This window comes from Antribacter soli, from assembly GCF_021568775.1.
In the GTDB taxonomy this organism is placed as follows: domain Bacteria; phylum Actinomycetota; class Actinomycetes; order Actinomycetales; family Cellulomonadaceae; genus Antribacter; species Antribacter soli.
Window position 1 is genome coordinate 17,400 of sequence record NZ_JAKGSG010000010.1, and the last position, 16,664, is coordinate 34,063.

Consider the following 16,664-nt stretch of genomic DNA (forward strand, 5'->3'; position numbering starts at 1 on the left):
TCACCGGCGCGATCGATTTGCGGACCCCGGCCCCCGGGGTGCTAAGGTTTGAACCGCTCAAGGGGCCATGGCGCAGTTGGTAGCGCGTCTCGTTCGCAATGAGAAGGTCGGGGGTTCGAATCCCCCTGGCTCCACCCGGTGAAGGCCGCTGAACCGCACGAAAGTGCTGATCAGCGGCCTTCGGCATTCCCGCCGAGGCGCCCTGACGAAGGGCGAAATCATGGTTGTGCCACGGATCGTGCCACGCGTAGCGTGTGGGGCGCTGCGCGCGGTTGGGCTCGGACGCCAGGTGTGCCACGCGCACCTGACGGTCATGGAAGCCCGTGACGAGAACCCCAAGGCCCTCTCCCACACCCCGATGTGGACGGTGGACGAGCTCTGCGCGAAGCTCCACACCACCCCTCGGGTCATCCACGCCTGGCGGCGGCGCGGCACCGCGCCCAAGGCGTACAAGATCGGTCGGCACCTGCTATTCGAGGAGTCCGACGTCCTGGAGTGGCTCCGGTCCCACGAGTCGACGTCGACGGACGACGACGCGCGTCGTGCGGACGACGACGGCGGGTCGGGGTGGTGAGCGCGATGACGTCCACCCGACGGCTACGGCCTGGCCAGCACGGCGAGATCTTCGTCTACCGGACCGGCAAGCAGTGGCGCGCTAAGGTGCGCCTGCGGCTCCTGGACGGCTCCGACACCCAGGTCTCACGGGTACGGGCGACGGCGACGGAGGCGCGGCTCGCGGTCCAGGAGGGCGTCACCGAGCGACTGGGCGCGGCGCAGGGCTCGGTGGACCTGAAGCCGGACTCGAAGGTCGGGCTGGCGTGCCGCCAGTGGGTGACGGAGATGCGCTCCCGTACCCGATGGCCGAACGCGCCCGTGCTGCCGCAGACGGTCGACGAGTACGAGCGGCTGCTCGGCAACCACGTGGTCCCGCACCTCGGGAAGCGGCGGCTGAACGAGCTCACCCCCGCCGGGTGCCAAGCGTGGCTCGATGGGATCCTCGACCGGGGCCGGGCGGGCGGGAAGCACGACATGCTCGCGACGGCGGTCCAGGCGCGGAGCGCGCTCGTCGCGGTGCTGGACCGTGCGGTGATCCACGACGCCCTGCGGGACAACCCTGCGCGCAAGACGATCGCGCCAGCCAAGAAGAAGCCCGAACCGCGGGCGATGTCGGCTGTGGGCGTTGCCCGTCTGCGGGCTGCCGTGCGGGCGTGGGAGGAGTCGCGTCGCGGCAGGCCGGGGCCGAGACCGACCGGGCACCTGCCCGCGGTCATCGACGTGATGCTCGGGACCGGGATGTGCATCGGGGAGGTCATGGCGCTGCGATGGGGCCAGGTCAACCTGTCCCCGGACGGGCTGCCGACGATCGCCGTGGAGGCGACGATGGTCGACATCAAGGGTCAGGGAACGGTGCGCCAGCCGAGGCCGAAGTCGGAGGCGGGGGAGCGGACCATCATCATCCCGCCGTTCACCGCCGAGTCTCTGGCATCGATCCGTCCCGAGGTCACGACCGCTGAGACTCCGGTGTTCCCGTCGCGTCGGTTCCGGGACGAGCGCAACGTCCTCAAGCCGCAGACGCCTGCGAACGTCCGCCGGACGTTGCGCGAGGCGCTGGACGAGGCACAGATGACCGGCGAGGTGTACCCGCACCTGCTGCGCAAGACCGTCGGCACGGTCGTGGCGCGGAGGATGGGCGTGGCCGACGCGGCGTCGCTGCTGGGACACCGGATCGACGCCGGCGTCACCGGGCGGCACTACATCGAGAGGCTGCGCCTTGCGCCCGACACGTCGGCGGTGCTTCAGGCGATGGTGGAGATCGGCGACGAGGAGCTCGCGAAGGCGCTCGGTATCGAGGTGCCCGACGGCGGGGCGGTGGTCGCCCCGCGTGAGTCGGTGACGGTCGGGGCCGCAGACCAGGACGCGACGGGTTGGTGAGGACCAAGGGCTTGCGTGGTGCCGTGACACCACGCAAGCCCCTGCCGCTTGTCGGTGATATCTACTATCCTGGATCCTGATATCAACCAGTGGGAGGTGGTCGTGATGACTCGGACTGTGATCGACGTAGACGACGAGAAGCTCGCAGCGGCGGCAGAGATCTTCGGGACGACGACCAAGGTTGCGACGGTGAACGCCGCCCTGGAGGACGCGATCAAGCGGCGCAAGCGCCAGGCGTTCTTCGACAGGCTGGAGGCCGGCGGGATGCCGGACCTCACCGGACCGATCGAGCACGGCGACCGCTCCGCCGGAGCGGCCTGACGGTGGCGGAGCGGTTCCTCGTCGACAAGTCGGCATTCGCGCGGTTCGCCAAGCCCGCGGTCCGCACTGCGCTCCAGCCGCTCCACCTGGCCGGAGTTCTGGCGGTCTGCGGGGCGGTCGAGGTCGAGATCCTGTACTCGGCACGATCGAAGGCAGAGGCGCAGGAGATCCGCGACGAGCTGTCCGGCTTCGACTGGCTGCCCACACCGGACGAGGTGTGGGACCGGGCGCTGGAGATCCAGTCGGGACTGATCTCGGCGGGCACCTGGCGCGCGGTCTCCCTGCCGGACCTCGTGATCGCGGCCACGGCTGAGCGCCACGGGGTCACCGTGCTCCACTACGACGGGGACTTCGACATGATTGCGGCCGTCACGGGCCAGCGAACGCAATGGGTCGTACCTGCGGGCACAGCGGACTGATCGTACGAGGGGCTCAAGCCGTCCGGTCCCGGACCGCGTCCCGGACGCAGTTGCCTCGGCTGACCGCGAGTGCCGGTTGCCGAGATTCTCCGGTTGTGTTGAGTCAACCCAACCCAAGTTGTCCGGATCCTCTGGTCCCGTTGAATCAACGGAACCCAATTTGACCGGATCCTCCGGCAGGCAATTTGCCAGAACCGTTGATGTCCGGCAGTCGCGCCGTCGTCAACGACGGGTGCTGCCTGAATGACACACCTGTCATTCCAGGGTGCGCCGCGTACCCGTCCGCCGTCAAGGTGCCAACGGATGAGGCCCGGCGTCGTTCAACGTGATGTCGAGGGCGTAGATGCCGCCGTGGTTGGCGTCGAATCTCCAGGCGGGGCGGCCGTCCCGGGTGAGCGCGTAGCAGTAGCCGGTGGCCAGGACCGCCTGCTCGACGTCCGGCATCGTCGCTCCTGCTGTCACATCGATCGTGGCGCGTCGTGCCCAGAGGAGGTCGGCGTCGCCGGTCCAGAGCTCGCACGAGGCGAGCGTTGGGCCCGTTCCCGCATACCTGACCCGCAGCGCCACGGGGTAGGTGCGCGGGTGGATCCTGCTGAGGGCGTCGCGGATCTGCGCGAGCAAGTCCGCCGGAACGGTGTCGATGCTCACGCAGCGTCCCAGCCGCGGTGGGCGCGTTGAGGAGTGCCCGCAGGACAGGCACGACGCCGTCCTCGTCGATGGTCCCGGCGATCTCGTCGGCGGCCTCCCGCACAACAGCGGGCGCATGTCCCATCGCGACCCCGTGCGCCGCCCAGCGGAGCAGCTCGAGGTCGTTGGGACCGTCCCCGACGGCAATCGTCCGGCCGGGCGGGACAAGGTGCCGAAGGCGGATGGCTTCGAGCGCCGTTGCCTTGGACAGGTTCGGCGGGGTGACGTCGAGCCAGTCGTCGTCGGCGTGTGTCACCGTCGCCCCGAGCGTGCGCAGGGGCTCGACGGCGGCGCCAACGTCGGGTGCTCGGAGGATGATGCGTGGCGTGGCCCGCGGGAGCGGTTCACCAGGACCGAGGACACGCTGAGCACCATTGATGTGCCCGTCGGGGAAGAGGCGGCTGACCGCGTATCCCCAGCCGATCAGCTCGATCCCGACCTGGACCGCCGGGATGAAGGCGCGGGCGAGGTCCAGGATCGGGGCCGGGTCGAGCGTGCCGGCGGTCTCCACGATGTAGCCACCGCGCTCGGCCGGGTCGAGGCGCGCGACCACGGCGCCGTTCGAGCAGACGATCCAGCCGTCGAGGAGGCCGAGGCAGCGAGCGATGGGCAGGGCACCGACGAGGGACCGGCCGGTGGCCAGGACGACGAGGTGCCCGGCCGCCCGGACTGCCGCGATGGCGTCGACGGTGGGGGCTGGGACCGTTGTCCCACCCTGGGACGTCAGGGTCCCATCGATGTCGAGCGCCAAGAGGTGGGGCCCGGGATAAGGGGTTCGCGTCATGCTCCTCATCGAACGTGCGACGCGCCGCGCCAGACACCCCGCCTGGGCGTGAGATGACTGGCAGCATTTCCCTGTCCGACTGGGAACTCTCGTGTCCCGGCGTTCCGTCCCCGGGGGAGGCGGCCGTGGTGGCTCGGAGTCTGAAGGCGCGGCAGGCCGCGCTCGTCGCGGAGGTGCGAACTCGGGGCGGCTCGTGGGTGCAGGTTGCTGCGGCGGTCCAGCGACAGTTCGGCGTCAACCGGCGGGCGGCACTCCGGATCGCGCACGGCTGGTCGCAGGGGGAGGCGGCGGACCGGTGGAACCTGCGCTGGCCGGACGACCCCAAGACGTTCAAGAACTTCTCGTACTGGGAGCAGTGGCCCGCTTCGACCGGCTACGCGCCGTCGCTGGAGGTCCTGGCGCGACTGGCCGAGCTGTACGAGTGCTCGGTCGCGGACCTCGTTGCCGACGTCGCCGACTTTGGTGCAGGCGTTCCGGGGGCGCACCTCGCGGGCGTGCTCGAGCCAGGCGGCGCCGTCGCGATGCTGGAGGGCATGGACGTGAACGACGTCGCCCGCGTCGCCTCGTCCTGGGCCGCGCAGGCAGGGTCCGTCGTCGCGGGACGCTCCATGCTGCTCAAGCTCTCCGCCGGGCTGTCTCTCGCTGCTGCCTCCGCACATCTACTGCCCGACGGGGGTGGCACGTCGGCGGCGGCCGGCGCCGCGCAGGAGGGGTTCAGCGGGATCTGGCACTCCCGGTACGTCTACCGACGCCCCGGGACCGTCGAGGAGATCGTCGGCGAGCACTACGTCGTCGCACGTCAGCAGGGCTCTCGGTTCGTCGCACAAGGGCTGCCTCATTCGACCGGTTCGGAGTTGCGGCTGGAGCTCAACCTCGATCCGCCGGTCGCGACTGGGACCTGGCGGGAGACGACCTCACCGACCGGCCAGTACCGCGGAGCCACCTACCACGGCGCGCTGCAGATGGTCATCGACCCATCTCGCCAGAACCTGTCGGGCATGTGGCTCGGTTTCGGCCGCCGGTTCACCGTCAACGCGGGGGAATGGACGCTGACTCGACAGGAGACCTCGACGAGCAAGGCGGTCCAGAAGGCGTATCACGAGCGCGTCTGAACGGTGGCCGTCTCGAAGTCGGGTCCGGTGACCATTGCGACGATCGTCGTCCCGGGCGGGTAAGCGTTGTCGGCGATCTGGGCGAAGAGGCCCGCGAGCATCTTGCCGACGTAGACCCAGTCGAGCCGGAGCCCGTGCCGGGAATCGAATTCGTCGAGGAACGCGTCCAGGTCAGCGTTGCGCTTGGCGTACCCGCCAAAGTGGAAGTCGAGCTCAATGGACCAGTTTCCGGTCGTGTGGCCGAGCGCGGCGGTCTGGAGGCGGGCGACGTCGTCGGACAGGAAGCCGGCGCCCTTGAGGGCGGCGAACCCGACCGCTCTTGCTCCGGGTGCGACTTCCTCAAGCCCGGCCGCGATGCCGGCCAGTGTCCCGCCTGTCCCAACGGGACAGCAGATGACGTCGAACGGCTCGTCGATCTCAGCCACGAGTTCCGCGCACCCGCGCACTGCCGGGATGTCGCTACCACCTTCCGGGACGACGAACGGGTCGTCGAACTCGGCGCGCAGCGTGTCGAGCACATGCGGGTCGGCTTTGCGGCGGTAGGTCTCGCGGTCGAGGTACGTCAGGCGCATCCCGTGGTCGACGGCGTACTGCAGCGACGGGTTCAGCGGGTCGTGCGGCTCGCCGCGCACGACGCCGACCGTCTCGAAACCGAACAGCGCACCCGCCGCTGCCACGGCGCGCAGGTGGTTGGAGTACGCACCCCCGAAGGTGAGCAGCCGGGCCGCACCCGCCTCACGGGCGGCGACGAGCGTGTACTTCAGCTTCCGCCACTTGTTGCCCGGCAGGTCGGGGTGGATCAGGTCGTCGCGCTTCAGCACGAGGCGCACCCCCGCGGTCGTCAGGCGCTCGTCGGCCAGCTCCTGCAACGGAGACGGCAGCACCAGACCGGGAACGTCCACCCGGGCAGTCTGGCACGCCGTGTGCCGGGGCCGTTCGACGGAAGGCGGCACGACTCGAAACAGATGCACCAGCATCAGCAGCACGAGCACACAACGAGAGAAGACCACCTACGAGCCAGACGACGACAGCCAGGCAGGCAGATAACACCCACACAGACCAGATCCACGAATCAGATCCAGACCAGATAACGCATCACGCCTCTTGCAGATCGCGGCCATGGTCCGGTGTGGCGCCGCAGTTCGGCGATTGGGTGAGCGCACCCGCGTTGTCTAGCCGGACGGGGGTCGGGAGCCCGGCCCACCCCGGTACGCCGCTGTCCGCCCGTCGTCGTAGCGGCCCGCAGCCGGTTCCGGTCGTAGTCACGTCCCGGTGGGTGGGGGCTGCCGCGCTTCGGCAATGGACCTGAAGCGCTGAGCCTCTACATCGGCCCCGGCGACCAGCGACGCAGTCCCCCCTGACAGAATCCGTGCCAGATCGTCCTCCTGGCACTTCGACTCCAATTCGGCCAGGCTGGAGAACGGCACCAGTCCAACTGGCCAGGGCCAGAGGCGAGCTGTTTCCATCGCCCTCTTCAACGTGACCTTTAGGACACTGCCACCATCGCCATCCCTCGCCGTCATCATTGCATAATCCGCGACGACAATCCCTTGTGTCAAGAATGTGGCAAGCTCGCCCTTCTCAAATAGTATCGTGCCAAGTAACCAGCTTGCTGCGTGACCTTCTGAGATCACGTCGCGCTGAAACTCGCCGCCTTGATGCCTTGACAATGCGGCACGAACACCGCGATCGACGAGATTGTAATCGCTCCCGAGCTCGAATCCCTCTGCAATTGCACCCAACGCGCCACCCCAACGAATTGCAGTGGCGCAGCACAGTGCGCCGGCATCACCCGCACTCAGAGAATCAATATCATTACGACCTGGCTTCAATGTACTCCACCCTTGGAATCGCATTCGGAACCACTGTTTGTTGTGCTTGTAGAAGAGCCGTCAGGATGGGCGCGGTCATTCTTCAGCCCGATGCCATAGCCATCGACGCTGTCCCACAGGACGTGCGCGGCTCCAGCGATGACGGCGCCACGCACGACGTCCATCAGTCCGGCCTCGCTCGTGTGCGGGTACCACTCGACGAACGAATCGGGCAGGAACGAGACGTCGACGCCAGCCTCCTCCGCCGCGGCGATCATCAGGTCGACGACGGTGTCGAACTGATGGACTTCGAGCGACGGCGAGCCGCCATCGGGCAGCTCGAACCTCGCGCTCGCCCACCGATCGCCGGCGGAACGGTGCACGGAGCGCGCGCCGAGTTCCTGCGCTGTCAGGCGCTCGATAGCACGTCCAATGACATCGTCGGGGGTCTCGTCCCGGAGCGCGGAGAGCCAGCCGATGGAGTAGACCACGGCGGCACCGTACCGCGGACCCTCGGTGCCATCCTGGCTCGACGCGGAGCCTCGGTGCTGGCTGCACACCTCCCTGGTGGAGGTGTGCGCACCATGACCGTCTCGATCAACGTGATGTCCGCAGGCGCGGGCTATCAGTACTTCATGTCGTCGGTCGCCGCTGGCGACGGGGACCGGTCGATGTCGACGCCGCTGACGCGTTACTACACCGAGACGGGCACGCCGCCCGGGCGGTGGACCGGGTCGGGGGTCGCGGCGCTCGGCGACGATGCACACCGGCTGCGGGAGGGGGACGTCGTCCTCGAGGAGCAGATGGCTCACCTCGTCGGCAAGGGCGTCGATCCGATGACGGGCGCCCACCTCGGGCGGGCGTTCCCGGTCTACGGGGTGGGCGACGGTGCCAAGCGTCGCCCGGTCGCGGGGTACGACTTCACGTTTTCCGTCCCCAAGGCGGCCTCGGTCCTGTGGGCGGTGGCCGACGCCGGGACGCAGCAGCTCATCGTCGACGTGCATCACGCTGCGGTGCGGGACGTCATCGACTTCATGGAGCGTGAGCTTGCCGCGACGCGGGTCGGGGTGGCTGCCGGGGACGGTGCGGTCGCGCAGGTCGACGTCGCCGGGCTCGTCGGGATGGCGTTCGACCACTACGACTCCCGGGCAGGCGACCCGCACCTGCACACCCATGTCGTGATCTCGAACAAGGTCATGACCGTCTTGGACGGGCGGTGGCGGTCTCTCGACGGACGCCCGCTGTTTGCTGCGACCGTCGCCTTGTCGGAACTGCACGAGGCGCTGTTCGCCGACAGGCTCACCAGTGCCCTCGGGGTCCAGTGGGAGGCGCGGGACCGGGGCCGCGACCGTAACCCGGTCTGGGCCATCACCGGGATGCCCGACGAGACGCTCCAGGAGTTCTCCACCCGATCCCGCCGGATCGATGAGCGCGCGGACGAGCTGATCGACCAGTACACGGCCGATCACGGGCGGCGCCCGGCGCGGAACACGATCACGAAGCTGCGCGCCCGGGCCACGCTCGAGACCCGGCCTGCCAAGCATGTCCAGTCCCTGGCCCACCTGACCGAGCGGTGGCGCGCCCGGGCCTCGCGCGTGCTCGGCCGCGACTCGACCCAGTGGGCGTCGGACCTCGTGTCTGGCCCGCCTGCCAGGGTGTTCCGGGCCGACGACGTCCCGCTCGACATGGTCACCAAGATCGGGCACGCCGTTGTGACCGTGGTGGGAGAGAAGCGCTCGACCTGGCGCCGCTGGAACCTGTACGCCGAGGCCGCCCGGCAGACGATGGGCTGGCGGTTCGCCACCACCGCAGACAGGGAAGCGGTCCTCGGACTCATCACTGACGCAGCCGAGAACGGCTCCTTGCTCCTCACCCCGCCCGACCTCGCCGCCACGCCGGTCGAGTTCCAGCGTCCCGACGGGTCGAGCATCTTCCGCCCGAAGGCGTCCGCCCTGTACTCCAGCGAACGGCTCCTCGCCGCGGAGGTGCGGCTCCTGGAGCGGGCCGGCACGCGCACGGCCCCCGTCGTCGGGCTGTCCGACGTCGAGCGCGCGACCAGCCGCCTGTACGACCGGCGGGCTCTGTCGGCCGAGCAGACTGGCGTCCTTGCGAAGATCGCCTTGTCCGCACGCCAGGTCGACCTGCTCGTCGGCCCGGCCGGAGCCGGTAAGACGACCGCGATGCGCGCCCTGCACGCCGCCTGGACCTCCCTGCACGGCGCCGACTCCGTCGTCGGACTTGCGCCCTCGGCCGCTGCGGCCGCGGTCCTCGCCGAGGAACTCGGCATCCCTTGCGAGAACACCGCCAAGTGGATCCACGAGCACGCCGAAGGCCGTATGCGGTTCAAGCCGGGGCAGCTCGTCATCATCGACGAGGCGACGCTGGCCGGCACCCTCAGCCTCGACCTCATTACCACCCGCGCAGCCCAGGCAGGGGTGAAGGTCCTGCTCGTCGGCGACCACGCCCAGCTGCAGTCCGTCGACGCCGGAGGTGTCTTCGCACTCCTTGCCCAAGCGCGCGACGCCGAAGACGGCGTGCCAGAGCTCACGCACGTGCACCGGTTCACCCACGAGTGGGAGAAGACCGCGTCGCTCGACCTGCGGCACGGGCGGGTCGAGGTCATCGACACCTACCTCGCCCACGACCGCGCCCGCGACGGACACCACGACCAGATGACCGACGCCGCCTACGCAGCCTGGCGCACCGACCTCGCCGCCGGGCGCCGCTCGATCCTCGTCACCGACAACAGCCAGACCGTCCGCGACCTCAACGAGCGCGCCCGCGCCGAACGCCTCCTGACGGGTGCCAGTGACCCAGGCCGGGCGGCGCGACTCGCCGACGGGACCGCCGCGTCCGCAGGAGACCTGGTCATCACGCGCCACAACGACCGTCGGTTGCGCACCCGCAACGGCGCCTGGGTCCGCAACGGCGACCGGTGGACCGTCCAGCGCGTCCACCGCGACGGGTCGATGGTCGTGCGCCGTGACGGCGCCGCCTATGGCGCCAGCGTCTTGCTGCCAGCCCGGTACGTGGCCGAGTACCTCGACCTGGGCTACGCCATCACCGCCCATCGCGCCCAGGGCGTCACCGTCGACACCGCTCACGTCCTGGTCACTTCCACGACCACCAGGGAGAACCTGTACGTCGGCCTCACCCGCGGCCGTGACGCGAACCTCGCCTACATCGCCACCGATGCGCACACCGACGGTCCGACGGCGGACGACCACGCGGAGCCGACGGCGGCCCATGTCCTGGCGCGGGTGCTCCGCACCAGCGGCATCGAGCTCTCGGCGACCGAGACCATGCGGGCCGAGCAGGACCGGTACCGCTCGATCGCTCAGCTCGCCGCCGAGTACGAGACCATCGCGGCCGAGGCACAGCGTGACCGCTGGGCGGACCTGGTCTACGCCAGCGACCTGGAACCCGACAAGGTCGACAGCATCGTCGGTTCACCGGCGTTCGGCGCGCTGACCGCCGAACTCCGCCGCGCCGAGGCGGTCGGCTACGACGTCGACGCGCTTCTGCCTGACGCAGCCGCCGGCGCCCCGCTCGACGACGCCGCCGACCCCGCCGCCGTGCTCCACTATCGCGCCGCGCGCCTCACCAGCGGACCTGCGCGGAACAGCCCCTGGCGGCAGGCATACCCTCAGCAGCGGCTCATCGCCGGGCTCGTCCCAGAGGCGCAAGGCCAGATGACGCGCGAGATGCGCCAGGCGCTGGCCGACAGAGCCCAACTCATCGACCAGCGCGCGCGGTCCCTCGTCGACCACGCGATCCGCGACCGCGAACCCTGGATCGTCGCGCTCGGAGTGCCGCCCGACCGCCTGGGCGACCGCCATGCGTGGACCGCGGCGGCGGTCACAGTCGCGGCGTACCGCGACCGCTACGGCATCACGACACCCCGGCCGCTCGGGGGCGAGGTGGCTACCGATTCCCAAGCGCTCGACGCGGCCCGCGCCGCCCGAGCGCTGCAGGTGGCCCGCACGAGTGAGCCCGCCCAGCGGGCGACGCGCGAGTACGACCACGGTCGCGGTCACAGTCGGCCGTCCCTGTAGCCGCTGGCTCACGATCGGAGTCGCCCGGTCATGCGAGAGGAGCCCCCGAGCGGCATCCGTCAAATAGACTTGCGTTGCGAGGAACTGCAGAATGAACCGTCATGGCGATTGGGTGACTGCGCGGAAGGACCGTAGGATCTCCACCGTGCGCGCTGGGAAATCGAGTGGACCGGGGGAACGGGCCGATGTCCGTGAAGGGGCACGGCGTGTTGGCGTACCGCTCGAAGAGAAGAAGCTGACCGATGCATTGGTCCGCCAAGCTCGGACAGTTATCCGGCCGGGCGCAGGGCGATCCATTTTTGTAATCGAAGAAGTACCTATCGGCGCGGGCAGGCCTGATATCGTGCTTGCTTCCGTCAGCCCCGCCGCATTTGCTGCGTTTAGACGTTCTGGGCTCCGTATATCGTCCCCGACGGCGGCCCGAGTGCTGGATCCGCAACTACTCGATCATCAGGTCGGTGTGAGCGAGGCCTACGTCAGATCGCTCCGCAAACAGCTAACTGATGCCGGTTGGGGAGACGCGTCAGCGATTAGATTCTCGCAAACTGTCGGGGAAAGCCTTGCGATCGAGGCAAAAATTAAGGACTGGCGGCGAGCGGTTCATCAGGTATCCAAGTTTAGAGGCCTATTTGACCGCGCCGCAGTGCTCATGCCAGAACGGGACATGCCAGCGGACTCGGCGGCCGTTTTCGAATTCTATGAGTGTGGCCTACTGTTTGACGCTGGTCAAGGCGTGGAATGGCGTCGGGGATCGGTGGCTAGGCCCCCAGGAACTTGGGCCCGACTGTGGCTGTTAGAACTCATGGTTAGGGGCCTTGAAACGGGAACTGCCTATCTGGCCACCTCGCGCCGAAAAGCTGATACGGCGAGTTCATAGCTCTCAATCCGAGCCCGGTGGCGCGGATCCAGTGCGAGACCGGCACTTGCGAGCATTTCAAACGTCCTTCGAGCGTGCTGCAAACGTGCCTGAAGGGCGTCGAGTCGTTCGCTGGTGGATGTAATACTGCCGAGCGCAAACACGTCCCTTGAGAGGCCTACAAGGTGCAATACCTGCGCCTGTGGATTCGTGAGTGACGAGAAGTCACGATTTTCAAACTCGGCGAGGATGGGCTGTGCAAACACCTGCTCACGCAGCTGAGTCCGGTTGTAGATGTCCCCAGCTTCATTGTAGCGAAGGTCCGACAATAGCCCAGGGGCGTAAACTCGTGGTACGGCGGGCGCGCCGCCAGCCCGCTGCTCGCTGTACCGCTCGACGCCAAACTGGCGCAGACCATATGTCCAACCGGCGGCCACGGCCGTTGCTCCAGCCGCGATTCCTAGTAGACCGTCGACGTCAGCGTAACCCCAATAGAGTTGGTATTCATTCACGACCGCAAGCGTATAGATCAACCGCAGCAGGTTTGTCAATGCCAAGTTCTCCCAAGGGAGAGGCGGGTAGGAAGGGAGCCGGCGGCTGACGATCACGTAGAACCCTTGAACATCCAAGGTTGTTAAGGCGTCGAGCCAGTCGGCTACGCGGTCCCAATCGGAGAGTGTTGACTCGTCTATCGCAAGAGTTGCGATTGCGCCTGAGACCCACTCTTGCTGAGCGGTGCGGGCAAGTTGGACCGACAGTGGCACCCAATAGTCGACCAACGATCGATGGAATGGTGCCGGTGCGATCCAGGGCCCAGGTACTCCGGATCTCTCGTTGATCGATCGGACGTCTCCGACGATGCTCGCAAGGTCAGATGCGGTTAGCGCCCAGTGCAAATTGGAAAAGCGAAGCCCTTGGGCTTCGTGATGCCGAAGTTGCCCCTGCGGGTTCGTTGAGTAAATGTAGGACTGCGGGTCGATGAGGACCCTCGTTCCTGTCATCGACACCGTCCTGGCGGTGTCGATGAGAGTCGCAACATCCTCATGCCCCGGGCTCAGGATTACGCCGGAAATGGCGCCGTCCCTTATGCATTCCCAGATTTTGGTGGATTTCCCATAACCATGTTGTATGTAGAACATCAGCTTCCTGAACCTAGCGCCTTTAGGGCTCGCTGGACGGACCGGTAGCGGCCGCTCTGATGGGGTGCAAGTAGGCGCGGGATCAATTCCCGCAGTCCAGCGGGGAGATTGAACGAGTCTAGGACCGTCGCGTCAAAGGAGGTCAACTGTTCGATGTGCCCGGTGCCAGGCTGCCTGAAGGGGTGGTAGCCCATGACGGATTCTGCGACTACTATGCCGACCTGAAATAGATCCGTGCGAAAGTCAATCGTGGTATTTCGCCGCATCTGATACTGTTCGGGTGCTGCGTAGTATTGTGTTCCCGGTCCGACGAGTTGAGAGTTGGTTACCGGATACATTTCCGTCAAGAGTGCTATCCCGAGGTCCGCAAGGACGACGGTCCCGTCCGACAAGTAGCCGATGTTGTCTGGCTTGATGTCCCGGTGGACAATGCCCTGGGCCCACATCGCGTCCACCGCAAGAAGGAGCGACCTCGCGAGATCGGCGGCCTCTGTGTGTGAGAGAGGTCCGAGTCGAAGCCGTTGCTTGAGTGTGCCTCCCGCGAGGAGCGGCTCGGTGTACCAATAGCGCTCGGTCTCGCCGATCGTTCTCAGCTCGGGTCCGCTAACGAGCGTTGCCACATGAGGGCAGGTGGTTGCCTGCATTGCGGACATCTCGCGCTGGAAGCGCTCGATGGTGGTCGCCGCCTCGTCGTCGACCGAGTCAGGGTCTTGGAGGAGTACCTTCAGGGCGACGTCGGACGCCTTGTATGCGACTTTCTGTTGGCCCGCGCCAAGTGCCGGAACCTCAATCGCGAACTCCGGGAAGGCGCGGATGACGTCGTCATCAGTCCAGGGGATCACGGGCATCCGTGCCACCGATGCTTCACGTTGCGAGGCTAGCCATCCCGCACGCGTCTGTCCCCGTCGTTGAGGAAGGGGCGGGGTGAAGTTGCTTCCCGAGTGTCGGAGGATCGCTGTGTGCGCATCCGTGCCGGAGCCCCTGCGCGGGCGTCGAATGCACGGGCCGGGCCGCTAGGCTGCCCCAGTGCACAACCACACGAAGGGTCATGCCGCGTAGGCGTCCCTCACAGCTCCGAGTGGAGCACCCGTCGCTGTTCATGCGCCCGCCGATCAAGGTGCGGGATCTCCACCTGAGCGGCGGAGCGCGAGCAGCGGTTCGCCGGTATGAGCAGACCCACGGTCAGTGGCCAGGATTCACGTTGCGAGCCCTGGCTCGCTGGCAGGACGTCTCCAGACGCCCGCGGCTTGGCACCTGGGACGCGAGCGTGTGTCCGTGCCCGGCCTGCGAGTCTGGGGATCCGCCGGCGATTCGCGCCGAGATCGAGTTCCTGCTCCGTTCGGTCCCTCCGCGGGCCGGTCGTGAGCTGCGCCGCTTCGTCCAGGACTGCGACGATCGGATCGTCAGTCTTCCAACGGCGCTGGCCAGGGGCGCTTGGTGGGGTGATCGGCTCCGTAGCGCCCCGTGGTGGACGAGGCGGAGCCTCTGGTATCCGTCGTGACGGGCAGCAGGGGAAACAGCGCCCGCAATTGCGGTTCGAGTCGTGCCACGGATGTGCCACGGATTGGCCCTCGTGCCACGGGTACGCCACGCGTTGAGCGAGTTCGGATGAGCGTTGTTGCGCGCCGTTGAGGAGCCTGCGAGACTGGCGCCGCGCGCACCCCAGGAACGGCAGGAACTCAACACTCCTGCAGCCTCCGGGAGGGTCGCGCTGAACCGTAGAACCGCGCCTCGGCGGGTGGCCCGGGAGAGCCAATCTCCTGGAGAAGGTCGGGGGTTCGAATCCCCCTGGCTCCACCCGAGAGAAACCCCGTCTGATCAGGCTTTACCGCCTGGCAGGCGGGGTTTTCCGTTGCCCTCGTGCTGCGCCCTCTTCCTGATCGCGCACCCCCGGCGTACCCCCGCCCTCGGTGAGGCGATCCAGACCTAGCGCCGCTCCAGCTCGGCTTCGGTGAACGGGTTCATCTCGACCTTCTCCTCAGACGACTTGGGCACGAGAACCGCCGTGACGGGGCTCACCGCAATCAGCTTCTCCCGGACGCACCAGCCGAAGAACGCCGACAGGCTCGCCCGGTAGCGCACCACCGACCCGTAGGTCAGAGGGTCCGGCGCACGGCCCTTCGCACCCCGAGCCCAGCACCTCACCCGTCGTGGTGTCCACGGTCATGGACGAGCCGACCAGGCGCACCGGGTGGGAGCAGTACACGACCGGAGCCGGGGCGGGGGTGTGGGTTCGGCCGGCAACGCGGCTGGGGCGTCAAGACCACCTCGGCGGGTCGCTGAGGCGGGCCGAGGCCGCTCACCGGCCGGTGCGCTCGGCTCAGTACCTCGGCAGCGACGGGTCGACCTCGCGCGCCCACGCGTCGAGGCCACCGGCCACGTCGACGGCGGGCAGACCTGCCTCGCGCAGCACCTGCGCGACCCGCGACGACCGGGCGCCCGACTTGCACAGCACGTGCACCGGGCGCCCGTCGGCGGCGTCCGCCACGAGCGGCACTGCGTCCGCCGCGGCGTCGCCGAGGAATGCGCCGGCCGGGACGAGCGCGACGTCGGACAGCGTGGCGACCTGCACCTCCCACGGCTCGCGCACGTCCAGCACGAACGGCGCCGCGCCGCCCGTCGCCTCCGCCTGCTCACGCAGCCGGGCCAGCTCCCGCACGGTGACGGTCGCCACGGCCGGGGGCTGCAGTCCGCAGAGGACGGCGTAGGCGTGGTCGTCCGGCAGCGAGGTCGCGAGGGTACGGGCCGGGTCGCGGCGCACGGCGAGGTGGCGCCAGGACGCGTCCAGCGCGTCGTGCACGGCGAGCCGGCCGAGCAGCGAGCGGCCGAGGCCCGTGATCAGCTTGATCGCCTCGGACGCCATGACGGAGCCGAGCGTCCCGCACAGCGCGCCCAGCACGCCGCCCGTGGCGCAGTCGGGGGCGAGTGCGGGCGGAGGCGGTTCGGGGAAGACGTCGCGGTAGGTGACGCCCTCGCCCGCCGGGGGCCTCGCCCAGAACACCGACACCTGCCCCGTGAACCGGTGCAGCCCGCCCCAGACGACGGGCAGGCCTAGCAGCTCCGCGGCATCCGAGACGAGGTAGCGGGTCGCGAAATTGTCCGAACCGTCCACCACGAGGTCGTAGCCGCGCAGCAGGTCGAGCGCGTTGGCAGCGCGCAGGCGCACCCGGTGCTCGACGACGCGCACGTCCGGGTTCACGCCCGCGACGGTCTCGCGCGCCGAGGCGGTCTTCGGCCGTCCGACGTCGGCCGCCCCGTGGACCACCTGCCGCTGCAGGTTCGACGCGTCGACGACGTCGTCGTCCACCACGCCGAGGGTCCCCACCCCGGCCGCGGCGAGGTACAGCAGGACGGGGCTGCCGAGTCCGCCCGCCCCGACGACGAGCACGCGCGCCGCCGCCAGCCGCCGCTGCCCGTCCGGGCCGACGCCGGGCAGCACCAGGTGGCGCGCGTAGCGTGACAGAGCGCCGGGGGAGAGGTCCGGCCCCGGCTCGACGAGCGGCGGCATGGCGGGTCCTTCCCCGCCCGCCCGGCCGGGAATCGGCTCA

General features: G+C 68.5%; 14 protein-coding genes, 1 tRNA gene and 1 pseudogene. 7 read left to right on the top strand and 9 right to left on the bottom strand.

The features are described 5' to 3' along the window. The first annotated feature begins 61 nt into the window (after nt 1-61). The 5 genes from L1785_RS02615 to L1785_RS02635 all read left to right on the top strand — a co-directional run bounded on the left by L1785_RS02615 (nt 62) and on the right by L1785_RS02635 (nt 2,672). Nucleotides 62-134, top strand: a tRNA-Ala gene (locus L1785_RS02615). 179 nt (nt 135-313) lie between these two features. After that, nucleotides 314-574 (top strand): helix-turn-helix domain-containing protein, encoded by a 261-nt coding sequence (locus L1785_RS02620; RefSeq protein WP_236087576.1) that lies wholly within the window; start codon nt 314-316, stop codon nt 572-574. A gap of 5 nt (nt 575-579) precedes the next feature. Next, nucleotides 580-1,932, top strand: a complete 1,353-nt coding sequence (locus L1785_RS02625; protein ID WP_236087577.1) for a tyrosine-type recombinase/integrase — start codon at nt 580-582, stop codon at nt 1,930-1,932. Between the two features lie 105 nt (nt 1,933-2,037). Beyond that, nucleotides 2,038-2,253, top strand: a complete 216-nt coding sequence (locus L1785_RS02630) for a type II toxin-antitoxin system VapB family antitoxin (protein WP_236087578.1) — start codon at nt 2,038-2,040, stop codon at nt 2,251-2,253. A 2-nt stretch (nt 2,254-2,255) separates the two neighbouring features. Beyond that, a complete protein-coding gene (locus L1785_RS02635) occupies nt 2,256-2,672 on the top strand; it encodes a PIN domain nuclease (RefSeq protein WP_236087579.1) in 417 nt (138 codons plus the stop codon). A 288-nt stretch (nt 2,673-2,960) separates the two neighbouring features. On the opposite strand, the gene L1785_RS02640 is transcribed toward L1785_RS02635, so the two are convergent. Continuing rightward, on the bottom strand, nt 2,961-3,320 hold the full coding sequence (locus L1785_RS02640; RefSeq protein WP_236087580.1) for a hypothetical protein: 360 nt from the start codon (nt 3,318-3,320) through the stop codon (nt 2,961-2,963). A 100-nt stretch (nt 3,321-3,420) separates the two neighbouring features. Continuing rightward, nucleotides 3,421-4,152, bottom strand: a pseudogene (locus L1785_RS23370) (HAD family hydrolase); the annotation flags it as partial. 119 nt (nt 4,153-4,271) lie between these two features. On the opposite strand from L1785_RS23370, the gene L1785_RS02650 reads away from it, so the two are divergent. Next, on the top strand, nt 4,272-5,255 hold the full coding sequence (locus L1785_RS02650) for a hypothetical protein (RefSeq protein WP_236087582.1): 984 nt from the start codon (nt 4,272-4,274) through the stop codon (nt 5,253-5,255). Here the strand turns inward: L1785_RS02650 and L1785_RS02655 are convergent. From L1785_RS02655 to L1785_RS02665, 3 genes are all read right to left on the bottom strand, one after another. Continuing rightward, on the bottom strand, nt 5,240-6,157 hold the full coding sequence (locus tag L1785_RS02655) for a 1-aminocyclopropane-1-carboxylate deaminase/D-cysteine desulfhydrase (protein ID WP_236087583.1): 918 nt from the start codon (nt 6,155-6,157) through the stop codon (nt 5,240-5,242). The two genes, L1785_RS02650 and L1785_RS02655, sit on opposite strands and share 16 nt — an antisense overlap. A 360-nt stretch (nt 6,158-6,517) precedes the next feature. Then, on the bottom strand, nt 6,518-7,087 hold the full coding sequence (locus tag L1785_RS02660; RefSeq protein ID WP_236087584.1) for a hypothetical protein: 570 nt from the start codon (nt 7,085-7,087) through the stop codon (nt 6,518-6,520). Beyond that, nucleotides 7,084-7,557: a hypothetical protein gene (locus tag L1785_RS02665; RefSeq protein ID WP_236087585.1), complete on the bottom strand. Its 474-nt coding sequence runs from the start codon at nt 7,555-7,557 to the stop codon at nt 7,084-7,086. Before L1785_RS02665 ends, L1785_RS02660 begins: the two co-directional genes overlap by 4 nt. Nucleotides 7,558-7,650: 93 nt before the next feature. Between L1785_RS02665 and mobF the strand changes: the two genes are divergently transcribed. Next, a complete protein-coding gene (gene mobF / locus L1785_RS02670) occupies nt 7,651-11,121 on the top strand; it encodes a MobF family relaxase (RefSeq protein WP_236087586.1) in 3,471 nt (1,156 codons plus the stop codon). An 831-nt stretch (nt 11,122-11,952) separates the two neighbouring features. Here the strand turns inward: mobF and L1785_RS02675 are convergent. The 4 genes from L1785_RS02675 to L1785_RS02690 form a co-directional block, all read right to left on the bottom strand. Further along, entirely contained in the window at nt 11,953-13,116 is a 1,164-nt protein-coding gene (locus L1785_RS02675; RefSeq protein ID WP_236087587.1) for a hypothetical protein, read from the bottom strand. Next, entirely contained in the window at nt 13,116-13,964 is an 849-nt protein-coding gene (locus L1785_RS02680) for a serine/threonine-protein kinase (protein WP_236087588.1), read from the bottom strand. The genes L1785_RS02675 and L1785_RS02680 overlap by 1 nt, the downstream gene beginning before the upstream one ends. Nucleotides 13,965-15,042: 1,078 nt before the next feature. Next, a complete protein-coding gene (locus L1785_RS02685) occupies nt 15,043-15,198 on the bottom strand; it encodes a hypothetical protein (RefSeq protein ID WP_236087589.1) in 156 nt (51 codons plus the stop codon). Between the two features lie 238 nt (nt 15,199-15,436). After that, a complete protein-coding gene (locus L1785_RS02690; RefSeq protein WP_236087590.1) occupies nt 15,437-16,624 on the bottom strand; it encodes a ThiF family adenylyltransferase in 1,188 nt (395 codons plus the stop codon). Nucleotides 16,625-16,664: the final 40 nt, after the last annotated feature.